General features: G+C 71.3%; 16 protein-coding genes and 2 pseudogenes. 4 read left to right on the top strand and 14 right to left on the bottom strand.

Annotated features, from left to right (window positions below):
* Positions 1 to 12 precede the first annotated feature (12 nt).
* The 8 genes and pseudogenes from SCMU_RS19100 to SCMU_RS19070 form a co-directional block, all read right to left on the bottom strand.
* Positions 13 to 1,104: a PEP/pyruvate-binding domain-containing protein gene (locus SCMU_RS19100; RefSeq protein ID WP_229230656.1), complete on the bottom strand. Its 1,092-nt coding sequence runs from the start codon at positions 1,102 to 1,104 to the stop codon at positions 13 to 15.
* A gap of 26 nt (positions 1,105 to 1,130) precedes the next feature.
* Positions 1,131 to 3,020, bottom strand: coding sequence for a PEP-utilizing enzyme (locus SCMU_RS19095; protein WP_229230655.1), 1,890 nt, complete (start codon positions 3,018 to 3,020; stop codon positions 1,131 to 1,133).
* Positions 3,021 to 3,047: 27 nt separating this feature from the next.
* Complete coding sequence (locus tag SCMU_RS19090; RefSeq protein ID WP_229230654.1) at positions 3,048 to 3,521, bottom strand: HAD hydrolase-like protein; 474 nt, start codon at positions 3,519 to 3,521, stop codon at positions 3,048 to 3,050.
* Between the two features lie 75 nt (positions 3,522 to 3,596).
* Positions 3,597 to 3,755: pseudogene (locus SCMU_RS21070) on the bottom strand (HAD family hydrolase); the annotation flags it as partial.
* Positions 3,756 to 3,935: 180 nt separating this feature from the next.
* Positions 3,936 to 5,438, bottom strand: a complete 1,503-nt coding sequence (locus SCMU_RS19085) for a hypothetical protein (protein WP_229230653.1) — start codon at positions 5,436 to 5,438, stop codon at positions 3,936 to 3,938.
* Positions 5,438 to 6,877, bottom strand: a complete 1,440-nt coding sequence (locus tag SCMU_RS19080; RefSeq protein WP_229230652.1) for an acetyl-CoA carboxylase biotin carboxylase subunit — start codon at positions 6,875 to 6,877, stop codon at positions 5,438 to 5,440. The genes SCMU_RS19085 and SCMU_RS19080 overlap by 1 nt, the downstream gene beginning before the upstream one ends.
* The gene (gene accB, locus SCMU_RS19075; protein ID WP_229230651.1) at positions 6,874 to 7,422 is read right to left on the bottom strand and encodes an acetyl-CoA carboxylase biotin carboxyl carrier protein; all 549 of its coding nucleotides are present in this window, start codon (positions 7,420 to 7,422) and stop codon (positions 6,874 to 6,876) included. Before accB ends, SCMU_RS19080 begins: the two co-directional genes overlap by 4 nt.
* A gap of 164 nt (positions 7,423 to 7,586) precedes the next feature.
* Entirely contained in the window at positions 7,587 to 7,967 is a 381-nt protein-coding gene (locus tag SCMU_RS19070; RefSeq protein WP_229230650.1) for a VOC family protein, read from the bottom strand.
* A 151-nt stretch (positions 7,968 to 8,118) separates the two neighbouring features.
* Between SCMU_RS19070 and SCMU_RS19065 the strand changes: the two genes are divergently transcribed.
* Entirely contained in the window at positions 8,119 to 8,565 is a 447-nt protein-coding gene (locus SCMU_RS19065; protein ID WP_229230649.1) for an SRPBCC family protein, read from the top strand.
* Positions 8,566 to 8,581: 16 nt separating this feature from the next.
* Here SCMU_RS19065 and SCMU_RS19060 read toward each other — a convergent pair whose 3' ends face one another.
* Complete coding sequence (locus SCMU_RS19060) at positions 8,582 to 9,784, bottom strand: MFS transporter (RefSeq protein WP_229230648.1); 1,203 nt, start codon at positions 9,782 to 9,784, stop codon at positions 8,582 to 8,584.
* Between the two features lie 68 nt (positions 9,785 to 9,852).
* On the opposite strand from SCMU_RS19060, the gene SCMU_RS19055 reads away from it, so the two are divergent.
* Positions 9,853 to 10,233 carry a VOC family protein gene (locus tag SCMU_RS19055; RefSeq protein WP_229230647.1) on the top strand — a complete coding sequence of 127 codons (381 nt, stop codon included), beginning with the start codon at positions 9,853 to 9,855 and terminating at the stop codon, positions 10,231 to 10,233.
* A gap of 36 nt (positions 10,234 to 10,269) precedes the next feature.
* On the opposite strand, the gene SCMU_RS19050 is transcribed toward SCMU_RS19055, so the two are convergent.
* From SCMU_RS19050 to SCMU_RS19040, 3 genes are all read right to left on the bottom strand, one after another.
* Complete coding sequence (locus SCMU_RS19050) at positions 10,270 to 11,061, bottom strand: IclR family transcriptional regulator (protein ID WP_229230646.1); 792 nt, start codon at positions 11,059 to 11,061, stop codon at positions 10,270 to 10,272.
* A 42-nt stretch (positions 11,062 to 11,103) separates the two neighbouring features.
* Positions 11,104 to 11,802, bottom strand: a complete 699-nt coding sequence (locus tag SCMU_RS19045; protein ID WP_229230645.1) for an HD domain-containing protein — start codon at positions 11,800 to 11,802, stop codon at positions 11,104 to 11,106.
* Positions 11,803 to 11,966: 164 nt separating this feature from the next.
* On the bottom strand, positions 11,967 to 12,563 hold the full coding sequence (locus tag SCMU_RS19040) for a HutD/Ves family protein (RefSeq protein ID WP_229230644.1): 597 nt from the start codon (positions 12,561 to 12,563) through the stop codon (positions 11,967 to 11,969).
* Between the two features lie 81 nt (positions 12,564 to 12,644).
* Here SCMU_RS19040 and SCMU_RS19035 point away from each other — a divergent pair, with 81 nt between their 5' ends.
* On the top strand, positions 12,645 to 13,661 hold the full coding sequence (locus SCMU_RS19035) for a zinc-binding dehydrogenase (RefSeq protein WP_229230643.1): 1,017 nt from the start codon (positions 12,645 to 12,647) through the stop codon (positions 13,659 to 13,661).
* 29 nt (positions 13,662 to 13,690) lie between these two features.
* Positions 13,691 to 14,764 carry a tellurite resistance/C4-dicarboxylate transporter family protein gene (locus tag SCMU_RS19030; RefSeq protein WP_229230642.1) on the top strand — a complete coding sequence of 358 codons (1,074 nt, stop codon included), beginning with the start codon at positions 13,691 to 13,693 and terminating at the stop codon, positions 14,762 to 14,764.
* 381 nt (positions 14,765 to 15,145) lie between these two features.
* On the opposite strand, the pseudogene SCMU_RS19025 reads toward SCMU_RS19030, so the two are convergent.
* Positions 15,146 to 15,682, bottom strand: a pseudogene (locus SCMU_RS19025) (transposase); the annotation flags it as partial.
* Positions 15,683 to 15,768: 86 nt separating this feature from the next.
* Positions 15,769 to 17,082: an IS110 family RNA-guided transposase gene (locus SCMU_RS19020; protein ID WP_229230641.1), complete on the bottom strand. Its 1,314-nt coding sequence runs from the start codon at positions 17,080 to 17,082 to the stop codon at positions 15,769 to 15,771.
* Positions 17,083 to 17,286 lie beyond the last annotated feature (204 nt).

Below are 17,286 nucleotides of genomic sequence, written 5' to 3'. Positions count from 1 at the left end.
GGTGCTGTTCCCCTAGGCCGAGTGCTTGTGCGCGAGATCGTGCGTGTGGCCGGGAGGCGTGGTCCCGCCGGAGATCGACCCGGTGATCCAGGACATCATCCCGGCGGAGGCGTCGAACGCGGGCTTGCGCTCGGCGCCGCTCCACACGGTCTCCGGGCGGCACTGCAGGAGGACGATGTTGGCCCCCTCGGGCAGCTCTTCGTCCACCGCGAACTCGATGTCCTGCGCCGACCCGTGGATGCGTTCGAGCCGCTTGCCGAGGGTGGCCAGGGCGATGACCTCAGCGTCGTCGAGGCAGAGCTCGGTCCAGCGGGATTCCTCGACCGGCGTCGGCGCCGTGCCCGTGCGGTACTCGATCCGCTTGTCGCCGGGCGTCCGGTCCGCGATCTCCAGGCCGATCTTTTCCACGAGGAACCGGTCCGGGGTGACCTCGCCGCCCACCACGGACAGGCCCAGGCCCCAGCTGGCCTCGAGCACGATCTTCGAGCGGTCGCCGCTCGTGGGGCTCAGTGTGAACATGACGCCGGCGGCCCGGGCCCGCACGACCTTCTGGATGACGACGGCCATCTCGATGGTCCGCGGGTCGAGGTCCTGCTCGATCGCGTAGCCGAGCACGCGGGGCGCGAAGACGCTCTCGTAGCACTTGAGGACGTGCGCGATCACGTCCTCGGCGCCCGTGACGTCGACCCAGGTCTCGAACTCGCCGGCGAACGAGGCTCCGGCCGAGTCCTCCGAGGTGGCGCTCGAGCGCACGGCGACGGAGACGTCCTCGAGCCCGGTCTCCGAGCACAGCGACGCGTACGCGTCGCGGATGGACTCTGTGACGTCCTCCGGCAGGGCGGTGGCGCGGACGGCTCTCATGAGCTCCTCGCCGGTGCGCTCGAGGGCGGCGAGGTCATGCGGATCGAGGGGTTCGTCCAGGACGCGTCCGATCGTCTCGCCCAACCCGGTCGAGCCGAGGAAGTGGCGGTACGCCTCCGCGGTGACGGCGAAGCCCGGCGCCACGGGCAGCTCGTTGGCCGTCATGTCGGCGAGGCTCTTGGCCTTGCCGCCGGTCTCCCGGACGTCGCGGCAGGCTGGGTCGCTGAAGTGCAGCGTGAACATCGGTGGATCTCCTCTCGGGGCTCGGCTCAGACCAAGGCGGACGTGTCGGTGGCGTCGGCGCCCGCGGAGGGCGCGCCGTCGTCCGCGGCAGGAGCGTCCAGCAGCTCGACCGTTCCCTTGCGCCCGTCGATCCGCACGCGCTGCCCGGTGGTGAGGCGCGCCGTCGCGAACCCGGTGCCGACGACGGCGGGGAGACCGTACTCGCGGCAGACGATCGCGGCGTGGCACATCATGCCGCCGATGTCCGTGATGACGCCCGCGGCCACGGAGAACGCCGCGGCCCACGACGGCGCGGTGATGGGTGCCACGAGGATCTCGCCGGGCTGCAGCTGCGGCAGGTCGTTCTCCGAGCGCAGCACGCGCACGGGGCCCTCGACGACGCCCATGGAGCCCGGGATGCCGTTGAGGCCGGCAGCGGACTTGTCCGAGGAGCCGAGCCAGTCGTTGACGCGCTCGGTGGTGACGCCGTAGTTCATGACCGCGAAGGGGTCCGTGACCTGCTCCGGCGGGATGCCGTACGCCGGGGCTGCCGGCACCGACTGGAGGGCCGCGACGATTGGCTTGCGGCGCTCGATCTCCGCGTTCCAGCGGCGCTTCCCGCGGGCCTCGACGCCGATGGCCCACGAGTCGACCACGTCGAAGAGCACCTGGTCCACCTCGAAGCGGTTGAGGTAGTAGAAGTCCTCCTTGTCCGCCAGGAAGCCCGCCGAGACGAGGAACTGCGCGAGCTTGTCGGCCTTCTGCCAGAACACGTTGTGGGACCAGTGCTCCACGTAGATGTTGTGCTCCTCGATGTAGGGGAACACCGTGCGGGCCAGACCGAGGAGCTCGTCGAACTGGGCGGCCTCGGCCGGGGCGAGCAGTGCGCGGTACTCGGCGACGATCTCGTCGCGCTCCTCGCGGAGGCGCTCGATCGGGCGGGAGATGTCCTCGCCCGCGGCGATCTTGGTCGCGTACCGGGCGATGTTCTTGAGCGGCACGGAGAGGTCCTGGGCCCACGTGACCTGATCGTGCGTGAACCCGTACTCGGTGAAGTAGTTGAACCACGGGTCCTTGGCGGCGTTGAACGCCGCGACCCACTCGTCGCCGCGCGGGGCGGCCGCGATCCGGGCGAGGATCGCCTCGGGGGCGCCCTCGCCGGCGAGGACCTCGACGAGGCCGAGCTCGTTGGCCTTGGCGGCGAGGGCGCGCAGCTCGTCGTCCGGGCGGAACGCGAGCACGTCCACGCCCGCCACCATGCGGGAGATCTGCTGCTCGGTCACGAGCGGGAACGCCTGCTTGCAGAACTGGAAGAACGTGATGTACCCGCCGTAGCCGAGGTTCAGGAACTCGAAATGGTACTGCCAGATCTTGAAGAACTCGTCGATGAGGCGGTGGTAGTTCTCGATGACCGCGAGGGACTCAGAGGTGCCCTTGGCCTCGAAGACGACCTCCGCGGGGTCGTACTCGGTGAGGGGCGGGAAGGTGATGGTCTCGAGCGAGGCGATGGCATTGTCCATCTTGGCCTTCCACTTGCCGTAGAGCTCGTCCCAGTTGGCGTAGTAGTAGCCGGCGCGCTCCTGGAAGACGGCGGCGCGCGCCTGGATCTGCGCCGGGTCGGTCACGGCGAGCGGGGAGATGTAGACGTAGCCGTTGTACATGCGCACGTCGAGGCCGAGCGAGACCGGCAGAGCGAAGATGCGCGTGCTGAACGTGCCGACACCGAGGTACACGGCCTCCGCGCCGATGCTGTCGAACGGGTGCGCGCCGCGCGACCAGTGCATCGTGTCGGCGAACCAGAACTGGGCGTCCTCGTGCTTCTGCGTCTCCTCGGAAGGGACGAGGTAGTACGGGTACATGGACTGCCAGCCTTCGCCGCCGGCGGGGGCGGAGGCCTCGGAGAAGAACGGGAAGCGGCGGGTGTTGTCGAGGGACATCGGGGTTCCTTACTGCGTTGGAAGGAGTCAGGGGGTGGGGAGGACAGCGTTGGTCAGGAGGGTGTGGAGGTCTGCGACCCCCGGGAGGGCGAGGTCCGGCACATCCGCACCCCTCCGCTGGGCGAGCTTCTCCGGCGTGGTCGAGCCCGTGAGCACGAGCACGCTCACCGCGCCCATGCTCCTGGCCAGCTGGGTCTCGACGATCGCGTCGCCCACGACGGCGACGCGGCTGCCGGCAGAGGCAGGCGCATCCGCGGCAGCCTCGCCGATCCTGTGCATCAGTGCCTCGCCGAGGGCGGGGGACGGCTTGCCCAGGACGGTCGGCGTGACGCCGGCGGCCCAGCCGATCGCGTGCGCGACCGCGCCTGAGACCACGAGCGACTTCTGGATCCCGCCGTGGAACCACGGCACGTCCACGGTCGTGTAGAGCGGCGCTCCGGCGTCGACAGCGAGGGCCGCCGCGTTCAGCTGCGCACTCGTGTAGGAGTCGTCCGCACCCACCAGCACGACGTCGGCCAGCTCGCCGCTCGCCGAACCGGCACTGTCAGGGTCGGCGAGCGGGTGCCCGTTCGCCGCGAGCGGCTCCGTGATCCCGGCGCCGCCGACGGCGAGGACGGTCGCCCCGGGGTGGTGGATCGAGAGGTACTCCGCCGCCGCGGAGCCGGCAGTGACGAAGTCCTCGTCCGGGATGTCGAGGCCGTGGGCGCGCAGGTGCTCCGCGTAGACGCGGGCGGGGCGGCTGCTGTGACGCGTTCGTGCACACGAGCACGCGGTCGCCGCGGCCGTGGAGGAACGTGACGAGCTCCGCCGCGCCGGGCATCGCCTCCCCGCCCGCGCCGCCGGCCTTCGTGGTGCGCATGAGGCAGCCGTCCACGTCGATGACCCAGGCCCGGATCTGCTCGATGCTGGTGGGGTTCATGCAGTCGCCTCCTTGGCTGCGCTGTCTGCAGGATTCGCGTCTCGACTGATGGAGAACTTCGTGTCGCCGGAGCTGACGGAGACCGACAGGCCCGACGACGGCGACCCGGCCGCTGCGAGCAGCCCGGCGAGCGTCGCGGTCGTCGACTTCTTCTTCGCGGCCACCATCCGATCGACCTGCTCGGCCGGCATGACCGCGCGCAGGAGCAGCTCCTCGTCGCTCAGGTGGATCCCGAACTGCTGCCGAAGACCGCGGAGGGTGACCTCGTCGCCGTCGGCCGCCTTCTCGCGCCCCCGCGGCGTGGCGAGGGCCCGGTCGAGGAGGTCCTCGTTGACCTTGCCCGGGAGGGGGCCGAAGTCTCCGCGGAGCAGGTCCACGACCTCGTTCGAGATGGTCTTGTAGCGCTCGCCGGCGATGACATTGAGCGCGGCCTGCGCCACGATGTACTGCGCGAATGGGGTCATGACGATCGGCCAGCCGAGGTCCTCGCGGACCTGGAGGGACTCCTCGATGACGGCGTCGAACAGCTCGGGACGGCGGATCTCGGCCAGCTGGCGGCGGGTCGTGGACTGCACGCCGCCGGGGATCGTGTGCTTGTAGTAGGCCTCGTCGTACTGGGCGGGCCGGCCCTGGGGGAGGCGCTTGATGCGCGCCTGCCGTGTCAGGTACTCGGAGGCGCGGTCCATCGCCTCGACGTCCACGTCCACCTCGTGCCCGCGGGCGCGCAGGTTCGCGACGAGCTGCTGCGCCTTCGGGTGCGAGGGCCCGTCAGCGAGCGGCGGCAGCCCGCAGTGCAGCGTCTCGACGCCGAGGTCCGCGGCCTCGAGGAGCGTGATGGGGGAGAGGCCCGTAGTCGAGTGGGAGTGGACCTCGCGCAGCTGCGGGCCACCGGTCGTCGCGCCGAGCGAGGCCTGAAGCGCCGGGACGAGGGTGCGGACGCTGTCCGGCGTGAGGATGCCGGAGGGGTCCTTGAGGTACACGCCGTCGATGTCCGGGCTGTCCGAGAGCTCTCCGGCCTTCTCGGCGAAGTACTCCGGGGTGTGGACCGGGCTGATCGTGTAGCAGACCCCGCCGATGACCTCCTCGAAGCCCACGCGCTTGGCCATCGCGGCGGTGCGCTTGGCGCCCTCCATGTCATGCATCGGGTCGATGACCCACAGCTTCCGGACGCCGTTGCGGGCCAGGAGCGTGAACGCGAGCTCGAACACCGCGTCCGGCGTGCGGCCGAACGTGATGAACCGCTTGCCCGTGGTGAGGAAGCCGAGCTGCGTGTTCGGGGCGAGCTGCCGGGCCACGCGGATCTTCTCCCACGGGTCCTCCGCGTGGTAGCGGACGGCCGTGGCCATGAGCGTGCTCGAGACCAGCTCGAGGGTCCGGTAGCCCACCCGGTCCAGGAGCGGGGCGACGCCGCGCACCATGCGCGTCGTGATGCCCGTGGCGCCCCAGAGGCTCTGGTTGCCGTCGCGGAGCGAGACGTCGACGAGGCTGATCTTCGCCATCAGCGCGCCACCGCCGTTTCGTGCGGCAGCGCGGCGGGGCCGGAGCCCGCGGCCCGGGCGTCGGGAGCCTGCATGATGTCCTCCAGGTGGTCCGTGAGCCAGTGGGTCGTGACCCGGTTGGTCCGGTAGTCGGGATGCGCGAGGATGCGGCGCAGGAGCGGGAGCGAGGTGGTCAGGCCCCCGATCTCGAAGCCCGCCAGCGCGGACTCCATGCGCTCGATCGCCGCATCCCGGTCCGGGCCCCAGGCGATCTGCTTGGCCATGAGGGCGTCGTAGTAGGGCGGGAAGAGGTAGCCCTCGTAGAGATGCGTGTCGAGGCGGAGGCCGCCGCCCGCCGTCGGCCGCCACCGGGTGACGCGTCCGGGGCTCGGGGCGAGCCCACGCTCCGGATCCTGCGCGGTGATGCGGCACTCGATCGCGTGGCCGGTCACGCGGACGTCCTCCTGCGTGACGGAGAGCGGCTCGCCGAGCGCGGCGAGGATCTGCTCCCTCACGAGGTCGACGCCGGTGATCGCCTCCGTGACCGGGTGCTCCACCTGGAGGCGGGGATTGACCTCGAGGAACGCGAGCTCGTCGCGGGACGGGTCGTAGAGGAACTCCACGGTCCCGAGGCCCACGTAGTCCAGCGCGTCCGCGAGGCGGAGGGCACTCGCGTGCAGGAGCCTACGGGTGGCCTCGGGCAGCGCCGCGCACGGGGCCTCCTCGACGGCCTTCTGGTAGCGGTACTGGACCGAGCACTCGCGCTCGCCGAGATGGATGCGGTGCCCGTGGCGGTCCCCGAGGACCTGGACCTCGACGTGCTTGGCGTCCTCCACGAACCGCTCGAGGAACACCGTGCCGTCGCCGAAGCTTGCCTCCGCCTCGGCTGAGGCGAGCTGCCACGCGTCGAGGAGCTCGTCCTGGCTGCGCACGAGCTTCATGCCGCGCCCGCCGCCGCCGAACGCTGCCTTGATGAGCACCGGGAAGCCAATCGAGTCAGCGAGGGCCGCGACCTCCTCTCCCGTGGTCGCGGTGCCACCCTTCGAGACCGGCACGCCGTTCGCCTCGGCGAGGCGGCGGGCGGTGAGCTTGTCGCCGAGGGCATCGAGCGCCTCGGGCTGCGGGCCGATGAACGTCAGGCCCTCCTCGGCGCACAGCCGCGCGAACGCCGGCTGTTCCGAGAGGAAGCCGTAGCCCGGGTGCACGGCGGTGCAGCCCGTTGCGACGGCGGCGTGGACCACGGTGTTCATCGCCAGGTACGACTCGCCCGGGCGGGGCCCGCCGAGCACGACAACGCGCGTGGCACGTTTCGCGCCGAGTGTGTCCTTGTCCGCGGCCGAGACGCCCAGGACGGTCTCGAAGCCGAGGCGGTCACACGCCTCGATGAGGCGGACCGCGATCTCGCCGCGGTTCGCGATGAAGATGCGGTGCCTGATGTTCTGAGTGGCGGGCGCCGTCATGCGGACTCCCGCACCTCGAAGATCGGCTGGCCGAACTCCACGAGGTCTCCGTCCTTCACGTAGACCTCGGTGATGGTGCCGGAGATGCCGGCCTGGACGGAGTTCATGAGCTTCATGACCTCGACGATGCAGACCACCGTGTCCGGGCCGATCGCGTCGCCGACGGCCACGAACGGCGCCGCGCCCGGCTTCGCGGCCGAGTAGAAGGTGCCGAGCATCGGGGCGGTGACGACGGCGTGGCCGGCCTCGGGCTGCGGCGGCACCTGAGGTGCGGAGGCCGGGACGGAATGGAGGCCGGGCGCCGGGGCCGCAGCAGCCGCTGGGGCCGGCTGCGGTGCGGCCACGGTGGCGGGCGAGGGAGAAGCGGCGGGCGACGGCGCGGCGTCGTGCGCGGCCTGAGCCGCGGTCCGGGGCGCGGCGTCCGTGAAGTGGCCGCCGCGGGAGACCCGCAGCTTGAAGTCGCCGTTCTCGAACAAGAAGTCGGTGAACTCAGTCTTGTCGAGCTGCTCGATGACCGCTGCGAGCTCTTCGAGGTCAAGATCCACGGGGCATCGCCTCCTTGCGTGTGTGGTGGGGATCACTCCTTGAACCGTAGATGGATGTTCCTGCTGGAGCAATCAGATTCGGCAACATTCCCCTGGTGGGAATTCTGGGTGCAGTCGACGGCAGGATCTGACTAAGGCGCCGCTAGCGTGTGAGGGGCGTGCAGTCACCCGTTCTTGGCGCGCGTGGTGAGTCGCCAGTAGTAGCCGTCGGGGTCGAGCAGACGGAAGTCCTGCAGCCCCCACGGTCGCTCGGTGATCTCTTCTTCCACTGGCCATCCTGCTTCGGCAACGCGGTCACGCTCGGCCAGAAGGTCTTCGACCTCGAGCACGAGTTCGACCCCGATCGGGGGCCGGCGCGAGCCCCGCTGCGGGGGCGCCGGGCGGTACGCCGCTCCCAGCTGGACGGTTCCACGCTCGAGGGCGAGGTAGCGAATGCCCTCCTGGCGGCCGTCGCGGGTGATGCGGAATCCGAGGACCTCCGTGTAGAACCGGGCCGTTGCCTCGAGGTCGGACGGGAAGATCTCGCAACGCAAGGAGGCTGTCATTCCGTCGAGTCTCTCACCCGAGCCCAGCTGGCAGTACAGGCGCACACGCCCGGGACCTTCGGCACTTCAGGCGCAGAGCCGCCCGGCAGACCCTTGGGGTACGCGCGCGGGGCGGTGACCAGTCCTGCCCCACAGCCGAGGAGCCGTCCACATGGCAGCGATCACCGGTTCGATCACCATCAGGCGCCCGGTGGAGGAGGTCTTCGACTTCGTCGCCGACGAGCGCAACGAGCCGCTGTACAACCCCCAGATGAGCAGCGTCGAGAAGGCCACGCCGGGGCCCATCGGGGTGGGAACCCTCTGGCACGTCACCATGGCCTCGGGGCGCGGCACCACTCCCTTCGATCTGGAGGTCACAGAGTACTCCCGGCCCTCCCGGCTGGGATCCGTGACCCGGATGGCCGCCGCGGACATCGACGGGGCGCTGACGTTCTCCGCGGACCCCGAGGGAACTCGCATGTCCTGGGCCTGGAACCTCAGGCCCAAGGGCTTCCTGAAGATCGCCGCGCCGGTGTTCGCCGCCGTCGGACGGCGTCAGGAACAGCGGATCTGGAAGGGGCTCAAGGCACGGCTCGAAGGCACTCACCGTCCCCGGTGACCTTCGCGCCGACCCCTCACCTCGACGCCAGCCGCCGCCCCGCCACGACCAGCCCGACGGCGAGCACCACTCCCGCGGCGCCGCTCACGAGCAGAGGCACCCGCCCGGCGTCGCCCCACGCCAGCCCGGCCCACAGCCCGGCGACGAGGATCCCGCCGCCCGTGAGCCCCTGGAAGAGGCCCTGCGCCCGGCCCTGCAGCCCCGCGGGCGCGAGGCTCGAGACCCAGGCCTTGCCCACGCCGTCGGTCGCGGCGGTGAATCCGCCGTACACGATCAGGATCGGGAACACCCACATCGGGTCGCCGATGAGCCCGAGCCCCAGATAGCCGACAGCGAAGCACGCCAGCCCTACCGCGAACACGTGGTACCGCGGGATCTGGTCGGACAGCGCGCCCGCCGGGTAGGACAGCGCCGCGTACGCGACGTTGTACAGGATGTACGCGCCGATCACGCCCTCCGTCGAGAGCCCCAGATCGTGCGCCCGCAGCAGCAGGAGCGAGTCCGGGAAGTTCACAAGCGAGAACACCGTCAGGCCGCCGATCAGCAGCCTCAGCCGCGCGGGGAGGCGCGCCGGGTCACCCGGGTGCGGGGCCGCCGTCGTGCGTCCTGTCCCTCCGCGCACGACGCCGCCGGGGGCCTTGCGCTTCTCCCGCACCGCGGCGACCAGCACCACCGAGAGGATGGCGGGGACCACGGCGACCCACAGGAGCGGCGGGATCTGCCGGCTGAACGCCTCGTACAGGATGAGCCCCACGGCCGGCCCCACCACGGCGCCGAGGGTGTCCGCCATGCGGTGGAAGCCGAAGATCCGGCCGCGGCTCGCGGGGTCGGCGCCCTCCATGAGCAGCACGTCGCGGGGCGCCCCGCGGATGCCCTTGCCGAGGCGGTCCACGCTCCGCGCCGCGAGCACGAGTTGCCACGACGACGCGAGCGCGATCATGAGCTTGCCCACGGCCGCGAGCCCGTAGCCGAGGCCGATCAGGGGCCGCTTGGAGTACCGGTCCGCGAGCCGCCCGGCCGCGAGCTTGGTCAGCGACGCGACGCCCTCGGCGACCCCCTCGACGGCGCCCACCACGGCCGCCGGCGCGCCCAGCACCACCGTGAGGAAGATCGGCATGATCGGGTACAGCAGCTCGCTCGCGGCGTCCTGGAAGAAGCTCACCGCGGAGAGCGTGCGGACGTTGCGCGTGAGCCAGCGGGGACGTTTCGTGGCGGTCACCCTGACGAGGTTTCCACGCTCGCGGCCTGTTGCCAAGTGACGGCAGGGGCGTCCCTAGACTGATCCGCATGGCCTCCCGCATCAGCGAGCTCGTCCTCAAGTGCGCCGACCCCGAGCTGCTCGCCCAGTTCTGGTGCGGCGTCCTCGGCTACGTCGAGATCGACCGCGAGGACGTCGGCCTCATCGAGATCGGGCCTCCGGAGGCCGGGTTCGGCGGGCTTCAGCCCACCATCATCCTCATGCCGGGCACCGATGCGCGCACCGACCGGCTTGCCCTCCACATCGACGTCAACCCCGTGGACCGGGACCAGGACGCCGAGCTCGAGCGGCTCCTCGCCCTCGGCGCCCGCCGCCTCGACCTCGGCCAGCCCGACGACGCTTCGTGGTACGTCCTCGCCGACCCGGAGGGCAACGAGTTCTGCCTCCTGCGACGGCGGCTCGAGCCGTAGGGACATCGCCCCTCGGCGTTGGAGGCCCCGCGGAGGTCAGCCGCTGATCTTCGCGCTTGCCCGCAGCGTCTCGAGAGGGATGTGGGCCGTCGCACGCTCGATCTGCGCCGAGATGCCGCGCAGCGTCGGCAGGTGCCGGAGCATGGTGCCCGCCTGCGAGGACAGCACCACGAGCCCGAGCCCGGCCCCGATCCGCCCGGTGTGGAAGACGGGCACCGCGATCGACGCCGACCCGAGCCGCACCTCCTCCGCCGTGGTCGCGTAGCCCTGATCGCGGATCTGCGCGAGCTCGTCGGCGAGCCTGGCCGGGTTGATGTGCGTGAACGCGGTGGGCTGCTCGAGGTGCCGGTTGAAGTAGGCGTCGCGGACCCAGTCCTCCTCGAACGCGAGGATCACCTTCCCCACGGCGGTCGCGTGCATGGGCAGACGGCCGCCCACGCGCGACGCGCGCGGCACACGCTTGGTCCCGTACACGCGGTCGATGTACAGCACCTCGTGGCCCTCGCGGATCGCGAGGTGCGAGGTCTCGCCGGTGAGGGAGAACAGGTCCTGGACGAACGGGTGCGCCGTGTCGCGCAGCGCCCGCCCGGCGTTCTGCCCGAGCTCCCACAGCCGGATGCCCAGCTGCACGCGCCCCTGCGGATCCCGCGCCAGCGCCCCTGACTCGACGAGCTCGCCCACGAGCCGGTGCGTGGTGCTCAGCGGCAGCCCGGCGGTCTCCGCGAGCTCGGACAAGCTCAGCGACCGCCGTCCCGACTCGAACGCGAACAGCAGCGCGAGCACCTTGGACGTGACGGTGCGTCCGGGCTCGTTGCTGCCGCCCGCCATCGTGCCTCCTGAGGTCGGGCCCCGCTCAGGGCAACCGTACAGTCAGGGCAACTCTAGCGCCGCCCGCTCGGGCCACAGGTTCGCCGACTCCACGCCCGCGAGCCCGCGTGCGAGCGCCTTCGCCGCGTCTGTGAACAGGTGCGAGTGCACGCGCGAGCTGCACAGCCGCAGCGCCTGTCCGCGGTCGATCCCGAACCAGTCCATGACCGTGTCCAGCCCGTGCGGCGTGAGCCGCCAGACCTTATCCGCGTCCTTGACGATCGCGTCCTCGATCGAGAGCGCCTCACGCCGCGAGTCGTGCCCGTCGATGATCTCGACGATGCGCGCCGCCCGTTCCGCCGGCACGCCCACCTCGGCGAGGATCCCCTCCGCGAGCTGCGCGCCCTCCTTCTCGTGCAGCAGCACCAGATCGGGCCGCCCGCCGCCGGGCGCGATCGCCTCCAGGACCTCGTCGGCGGGCACCTTGGACCAGCCGATGTCATGCAGCATCATCGCCGGCAGCACCACGCCCGCGTCCGCCTCGGGGTGCGCCGCGAGCAGCGACCGCGCGATCGCCACCGCGTACAGCGTGTGCGCATCGTTGCTGCGGACCCTCAGATGCACGGCGGCGCGGGGCCAGATCCGCTCCAGCTCCCCGGCGGGCTCGTCCCCGAGGGCGAAGACCCCTTCAGCCTCTGTGGGGATGGACGCACCGACGTCGCGGCCCACGTGGTTGGCGGCAGGGGTGAGCTTGAGGGACATGCAGCCAGTTCATCGCGGCCGGGGGCCCGCCGCCACTCGACGCTTCCGCTGAGCGGAACCGTTGCGCGCGGCTCCGTGGCGGCGTCCCTCCAGGCACAACTCAGCGGCGGATCGGCGTTTGGGACGCCTTATCGGCCGGTGCATTGTGCCTGGCGGCCCGCTGCTCACGCATCATCTGCACCAGGCACCACCGACACGACCGCGAGGAATCCGCGCCCGGCCACAGTGGGAGCAGGTTCGCCGCCACGGACGGTGTCGTAGCGCGCGAGGGGAGTGCCATCGTGCGTCGCGCCGGGGGCGGCCGAAGACGGAAGGTGCGCCACCGCGTCGCCCTGGAGGAGGACGCCGAGCTGGCCAGGCCCGAGCGGGAGGGGGCGCTTCTTCGAGAGCTCGAGGATCGTCACGTACCCCGTGAATGCGCCGCGGCGGGTGATGAGGCCGAGGTCGCGGATCGAGCCGGTGGGCAGGACGGCGCTCGCGGGGGCGCCGCCGTCGAACCGGAAGGGGCGGTAGCGCTCGAGCCCGTGCTCGGTGCCGTCCACGGTCAGCACGAGCAGCTCGCCGTCGATCACGGTCAGGACGCGCTCCATGCCCTCGAACGCCGAGAAGTCGCCGGCGCGGTCCACGTCCGCGATGCTCAGGCGCCAGTCCCAGTCGGTGCCGGGATCGGCCGGCCCGCGCGCGATCTCGACCGTCGTGCCGCCGCCGTTCTTCCAGCGTTCGGGCCGGAGGTCGGCGAAGCGGATGATCTGGGCGGGCATGGGCGTCCTTCCGTCGGTGCTCCAAGGCTACGCGGACCCGCGCCACCGGGCGTTTCCGGGGCGGGACTATGATCCGCTTCCATGAGGCAGGCTGTGATCACCGCCGCGGGCGGAACCGACCGGATCGTCCTGAGGGAGTCGCCGGACCCCGTCCCGAGGGGACGCGAAGTCCGCATCCGCGCGCGTGCCAGCGGGGTCAACTTCGCCGACATCCTGGCCCGCCAGGGGCTGTACCCGGATGTGTCGCGGTTCCCTGCGGTGGTGGGCTACGAGGTCTCGGGGACGGTGGACGCCGTCGGGCCCGAGGCTGACCCGCGGTGGGTGGGGCGCGACGTCGTCGGCCTCACGCACTTCGGCGGGTACGCCGACACCGTCTGCGTCCCGCAGGAACAGGTGTTCGAGAAGCCGGCCACGCTGTCCCACGAGCAGGCGGCGGCGCTCCCCGTGACCTACCTCGCTGCGTGGCAGCTCATGGTGGTCATGGGGTCGCTGTCCGCGGGCGACACCGTGCTCATCCACAACGCCGGCGGGGGAGTGGGGCTCGCCGCCCTGGACATCGGGCGTCACATCGGCGCCCGCATGATCGGCACCGCCAGCGCGCGGAAGCACGCGTTCCTCGCCGAACGCGGCCTCCACGAGGCCATCGACTACACGACCCAGGACTGGACCAAGGAGGTCATGCGGCTCACCGGCGGCCGCGGCGTCGAGCTTGTCCTGGACCCGTTCGGCGGGCACCACTGGCGGCGGAGCTACCGCATGCTGCGCCCCACGGGACGGCTCGGGATGTTCAGCGTCTCCGGCGCGGTCTCGTCGAGGCTGCCCGGGAAGCTCGGGCTCCTCGCGCTCGTGGCCCAGCAGCCGCTCTTCAACCCGATCCCGCTCATGAACCGGAACCTCGGAGTGTTCGGCGTAAACCTAGGCCACCTATTCAGCGAGACCGAGAAGGTCCGAGGCTGGATGGAGGCCCTCCTCGAGGGGGTCGACGAAGGCTGGGTGCGCCCGCACGTGGACCGCACGTTCCCCCTCGCCGAGGCCGGCGACGCCCACGCCTACCTCGAAGCCCGGCGCAACATCGGCAAGGTGGTCCTCGTGCCGTGAGTCGGAGCCCGCGCCTTAGGCTGGGGGCCATGAGCACAGCCGCAGCGCCCGCAGGATCCCGCGTCGCCGAGGCCGTGCAGACGCTCACCCCCGGGTACTTTGCCCTCACGATGGCGAGCGGCATCATCTCCGTGGGCCTCGAGCTCGAGGGGATCCACTGGCTCTCCGCGCCCCTGCTGTGGGTGTGCCTCGTCTCCTACGTGGTGATCCTCACGCTCAACCTCGTGCGCCTCGTCCGGTTCCGCGAGGACATCCGGCGCGACTTCATGCACCCCGGCCGGGCCTTCGGGTTCTTCACGTTCATCGCCGGCACCGACGTGCTCGGCGTCCGGCTCGGCATGGCTGGCTGGCCGGCCGCGACCGCCGTGCTGCTGTGCCTCGCGCTGCTCGCGTGGGTGGTGCTGGGCTACGTGATCCCGTGGACCGCCGTGCTCGGCCGCGCGGAGCGGCCCGTGGTCAAGGACGCCAACGGGACGTGGTTCATCTGGTGCGTCGCGAGCCAGTCGGTGGCCGTGGCGTCCGCGACCGTGGAGCCCCTGGCCGGGCCGGACTGGCGTGCGGGGCTCGCGCTCGTGGCCGTCGTGGCGTGGTCCGTGGGGCTCATCCTCTACGCGGCCGTGGGCGTCTTCGTCTCCCTCCGGCTGATGACCTACCCCATCCGCCCCGAGGACCTCCGCCCGCCCTACTTCGTGGCGATGGGCGCGATGGCGATCAGCGTCCTCGCCGGCGCGCGGATCGTCGAGATGGCCGGCGCCCCCATGGTCGACGCTACACGCGGGCTCGTGGCCGGTGCGTCCGTGGTGTTCTGGGCGTTCGCCTCGTGGCTGTTCCCCGTGCTGCTCGCGGCGGGGTGGTGGCGGCACATCGTGCACCGCGTGCCCCTGGCCTACGAGCCCGGGCTGTGGAGCGTCATCTTCCCCCTCGGCATGTACGCCGTCGCGGGGATCTACCTGGGGCGCGCGGACAACCTGCCCGTGGTCACGGCGATCGGCCGTGGCGAGCTGTGGGTCGCGGTGGCCGCATTCCTGATCACCTTCGGGGGGATGCTGTGGCACCTGTGGGCGACGCTGGCCCGCCCCCGCCTCGCCCGCCCCTCCGTCTAGGAGTCACCTTCTGGGGATCACCTCCTGGGGGTCAGCTTCAGCGGGTGCACTCCCCACGGGACGTGCCCCCCAGGATGTGACTTCCAGAAGCTGCCCTGCGGGGGACGTGACTCCCAGAAGCTGACCCCCAGCATGGGGGCGCCGCCTGCGGGGCGCACCGTGGTGCGCGAAGGTTCGTGCGTGGCCGGTGGTTGCGCCGTGTGTGTGCGGGATGGATGCTGGGGGTGTCCGTCGCGGTCGACCCCGAACCTTCTGTGGTGCCGGTGAGCCTGTCCTCCAGCATGGTGGCGGAGGGCCTCCGCGGGAACCGTGGATTGGTGCCTTTGAGCCCGAGCGGAGCGTGTCAAGTTGTTTGTGTGAGTGGTCGGTCTCCGGTTTGGTTCAGAGGTAGGGGTTGATGCGTTCGGGGTAGGCCAGGGCGAGCTGGGCCAGGGCCTGCTTCCAGTTCGTGGTGACCTGGCCTTGGACGAGGCGCCCGTCGGCCTTGCGCCGGTCTGCAGGCAGTCCGCGCTCCTTGGCCCGTTCGCGGGCGCGCTTGTCCTCGATGTTGCAGATCGCGAGCCAGAGCAGCTTCACGACCGCGTCGTCGGAGGGGAAGTGGCCGCGGTTCTTGATGACCTTGCGCAGCTGGTAGTTCAGCGACTCGATCGCGTTGGTGGTGTAGATGACCCGGCGCAGCATCGGCGGGAACGCCAGGAACGGGATGAACCGCTCCCAGGCGTCCTGGAACGCCCGGACCGTGTTGGGGTTCTTCTTCCCCAGCTCGGAGGCCGCGAACTCCTCCAGGGCCGCCTTCGCGGCGGCCTCGTTCGGGGCCTGATAGACCGTCTTGAGGGCCGCGGCGACGGCCTTGCGCTGGCCGTAGGCCACGAACCGCATCGAGGCCCGGATCAGGTGCACCACGCAGACTCCCGCTGTCAACCCCTGGGGTCCGGATGGGGGTCGCGGGGGGCAGGGCTGATCGGCGGGCGGGGGCTTCCCGTCCGCTGGGGGTGTGCGTGGGCTCAGCTCGCGGCGGGCAGTGCCAGGTGTTCCTCTGCGGTGCGCTGGGGGATGGGGCCGGTGTCCTGGGCGTGGTCGGCGGCTTCGAGGGCCTGCCGGCGTAGGGGGTGCAGGGCCGGGTCGTATTCGGTGCGGTCGTGCCAGCAGCGCCAGAGGATGCGGACCCAGCGGGCTGCGACGCCGCGCAGTGCGCGGTGGTGGCCTTGGCCTGCGGCCCGGGCCCTTCGGTAGTGCTCGCCGGTGAAGTGGGGGTCCTCGCGGACGGCGACGAAGGCCCACCAGTCGATCGCGTGGCGCATGCGCTTGTTCGCCGCGTAGCGGAAGCGGACCTGGCGGGTGCGCCCGGAGGCGCGGGTGACGGGAGCGAGCCCGGTCTCGGCCAGCAGCGACGCCGCGGAGGGGTACCGGTCGCGGTCCTCGCCCATCCCTGCCAGGAGGGTCGCGGCGGTGACGGGGCCGACGCCGGGGAAGGCGGTGAAGATCCGGGTGTCGGGGTGGGCGGCGAGCAGTGCCTGGATCTCGGTGTCGTATTCGCGCAGGTGCCCGTTGAGCAGGGAGAGCTCCTCGGCCATCCGCACTGCGGTGAACGCCCGGCCGGCGCTGGTGCCCTCGCCCGCGGCGAGCAGGTGGGGGCGGAGGCGTTCCACGAGGGTCTCGGCGCTGGTGCGCCCGGAGTAGCCGTGGGCGGTGATGAAGGCGTCCATGCGCTTGACCCCGACGCGGGCGGCCTGGGCGGGCTGTGGGTAGCGCCTGATGAACTGCAGGGAGATGTCCCGGTCGAGGCTGGAGAACAGGTGCAGGACCGCAGGGTTGTAGGACTCCATCACCGCCCGGAGCTGGTTCTCCAGGTCGCGCTGGCGCCACACGAGCCGCTCGCGGTCGCGGATCACGGCGCGCAGGCGCATCAGGGTCTGGGACGCGGGTCGGATCGGGCGCCAATGGGTGTGTTCGTGGCGGAGGCTGTCGGCCAGGACGAAGGCGTCGAACGCGTCGGACTTCTTCGCGGCCATCCGGTAGCGCTCCCGGGACCGGGCGGAGACCTTCGGGGAGATGCAGTAGACCTCCACGGCCAGCTCGAGCAGCCGCTCGACCAGGAGCCCTTCGGCGCGTTCGATGGCGACCCGGACCACGCCAGCGACCGCGGCAAGGGCGGCGCACAGCCCGGCAAGGCCTTCGACGGTGTGCGGGAAGCGCTTCTGCAGCAGCGTGGCCCCGGTCGAGTCGACGAGGCAGAGCTGGTGGAACGCACCGCCCCAGTCCACGCCGGCGAACACCTCGGGGGTCCCGGCAGCGGTAGCCAGTTCAGTACTTGTCATACCGCAGGTCCTTCCTCTCGGACTGAACCCACCTGTGCCGGCGGTGCGCGGCAGCCTCGCGTCAGGACCTCATCTCGGCGATCGCCGCACCGGCGTCGCATCTCCCGCTGGCTGATTCACGATTCTGCCCCGCGGCGGCCGAACGGGTCTGCATGTGGGCCTCGAGGGCGACGCGTCTGCAAGGGTTCTGACCGCCACGGCGCA

Origin of the sequence: Sinomonas cyclohexanicum (assembly GCF_020886775.1) — a bacterium.
In the GTDB taxonomy this organism is placed as follows: Bacteria; Actinomycetota; Actinomycetes; order Actinomycetales; family Micrococcaceae; genus Sinomonas; species Sinomonas cyclohexanicum.
This window is presented reverse-complemented; position numbering and strand designations above follow the sequence as displayed.

Bases quoted from the DNA above. Each gene is read 5' to 3' on its own strand.
- SCMU_RS19085 (WP_229230653.1), bottom strand. From the start codon at position 5,438: ATGGCGAAGATCAGCCTCGTCGACGTCTCGCTCCGCGACGGCAACCAG.
- SCMU_RS19040 (WP_229230644.1), bottom strand. From the start codon at position 12,563: ATGCCCGCCCAGATCATCCGCTTCGCCGACCTCCGGCCCGAACGCTGG.
- SCMU_RS19050 (WP_229230646.1), bottom strand. From the start codon at position 11,061: ATGGCGGGCGGCAGCAACGAGCCCGGACGCACCGTCACGTCCAAGGTG.
- SCMU_RS19035 (WP_229230643.1), top strand. From the start codon at position 12,645: ATGAGGCAGGCTGTGATCACCGCCGCGGGCGGAACCGACCGGATCGTC.
- SCMU_RS19030 (WP_229230642.1), top strand. From the start codon at position 13,691: ATGAGCACAGCCGCAGCGCCCGCAGGATCCCGCGTCGCCGAGGCCGTG.
- SCMU_RS19100 (WP_229230656.1), bottom strand. From the start codon at position 1,104: ATGTTCACGCTGCACTTCAGCGACCCAGCCTGCCGCGACGTCCGGGAG.
- SCMU_RS19020 (WP_229230641.1), bottom strand. From the start codon at position 17,082: ATGACAAGTACTGAACTGGCTACCGCTGCCGGGACCCCCGAGGTGTTC.
- SCMU_RS19055 (WP_229230647.1), top strand. From the start codon at position 9,853: ATGGCCTCCCGCATCAGCGAGCTCGTCCTCAAGTGCGCCGACCCCGAG.
- SCMU_RS19080 (WP_229230652.1), bottom strand. From the start codon at position 6,877: ATGACGGCGCCCGCCACTCAGAACATCAGGCACCGCATCTTCATCGCG.
- SCMU_RS19070 (WP_229230650.1), bottom strand. From the start codon at position 7,967: ATGACAGCCTCCTTGCGTTGCGAGATCTTCCCGTCCGACCTCGAGGCA.
- SCMU_RS19095 (WP_229230655.1), bottom strand. From the start codon at position 3,020: ATGTCCCTCGACAACACCCGCCGCTTCCCGTTCTTCTCCGAGGCCTCC.
- SCMU_RS19065 (WP_229230649.1), top strand. From the start codon at position 8,119: ATGGCAGCGATCACCGGTTCGATCACCATCAGGCGCCCGGTGGAGGAG.
- SCMU_RS19045 (WP_229230645.1), bottom strand. From the start codon at position 11,802: ATGTCCCTCAAGCTCACCCCTGCCGCCAACCACGTGGGCCGCGACGTC.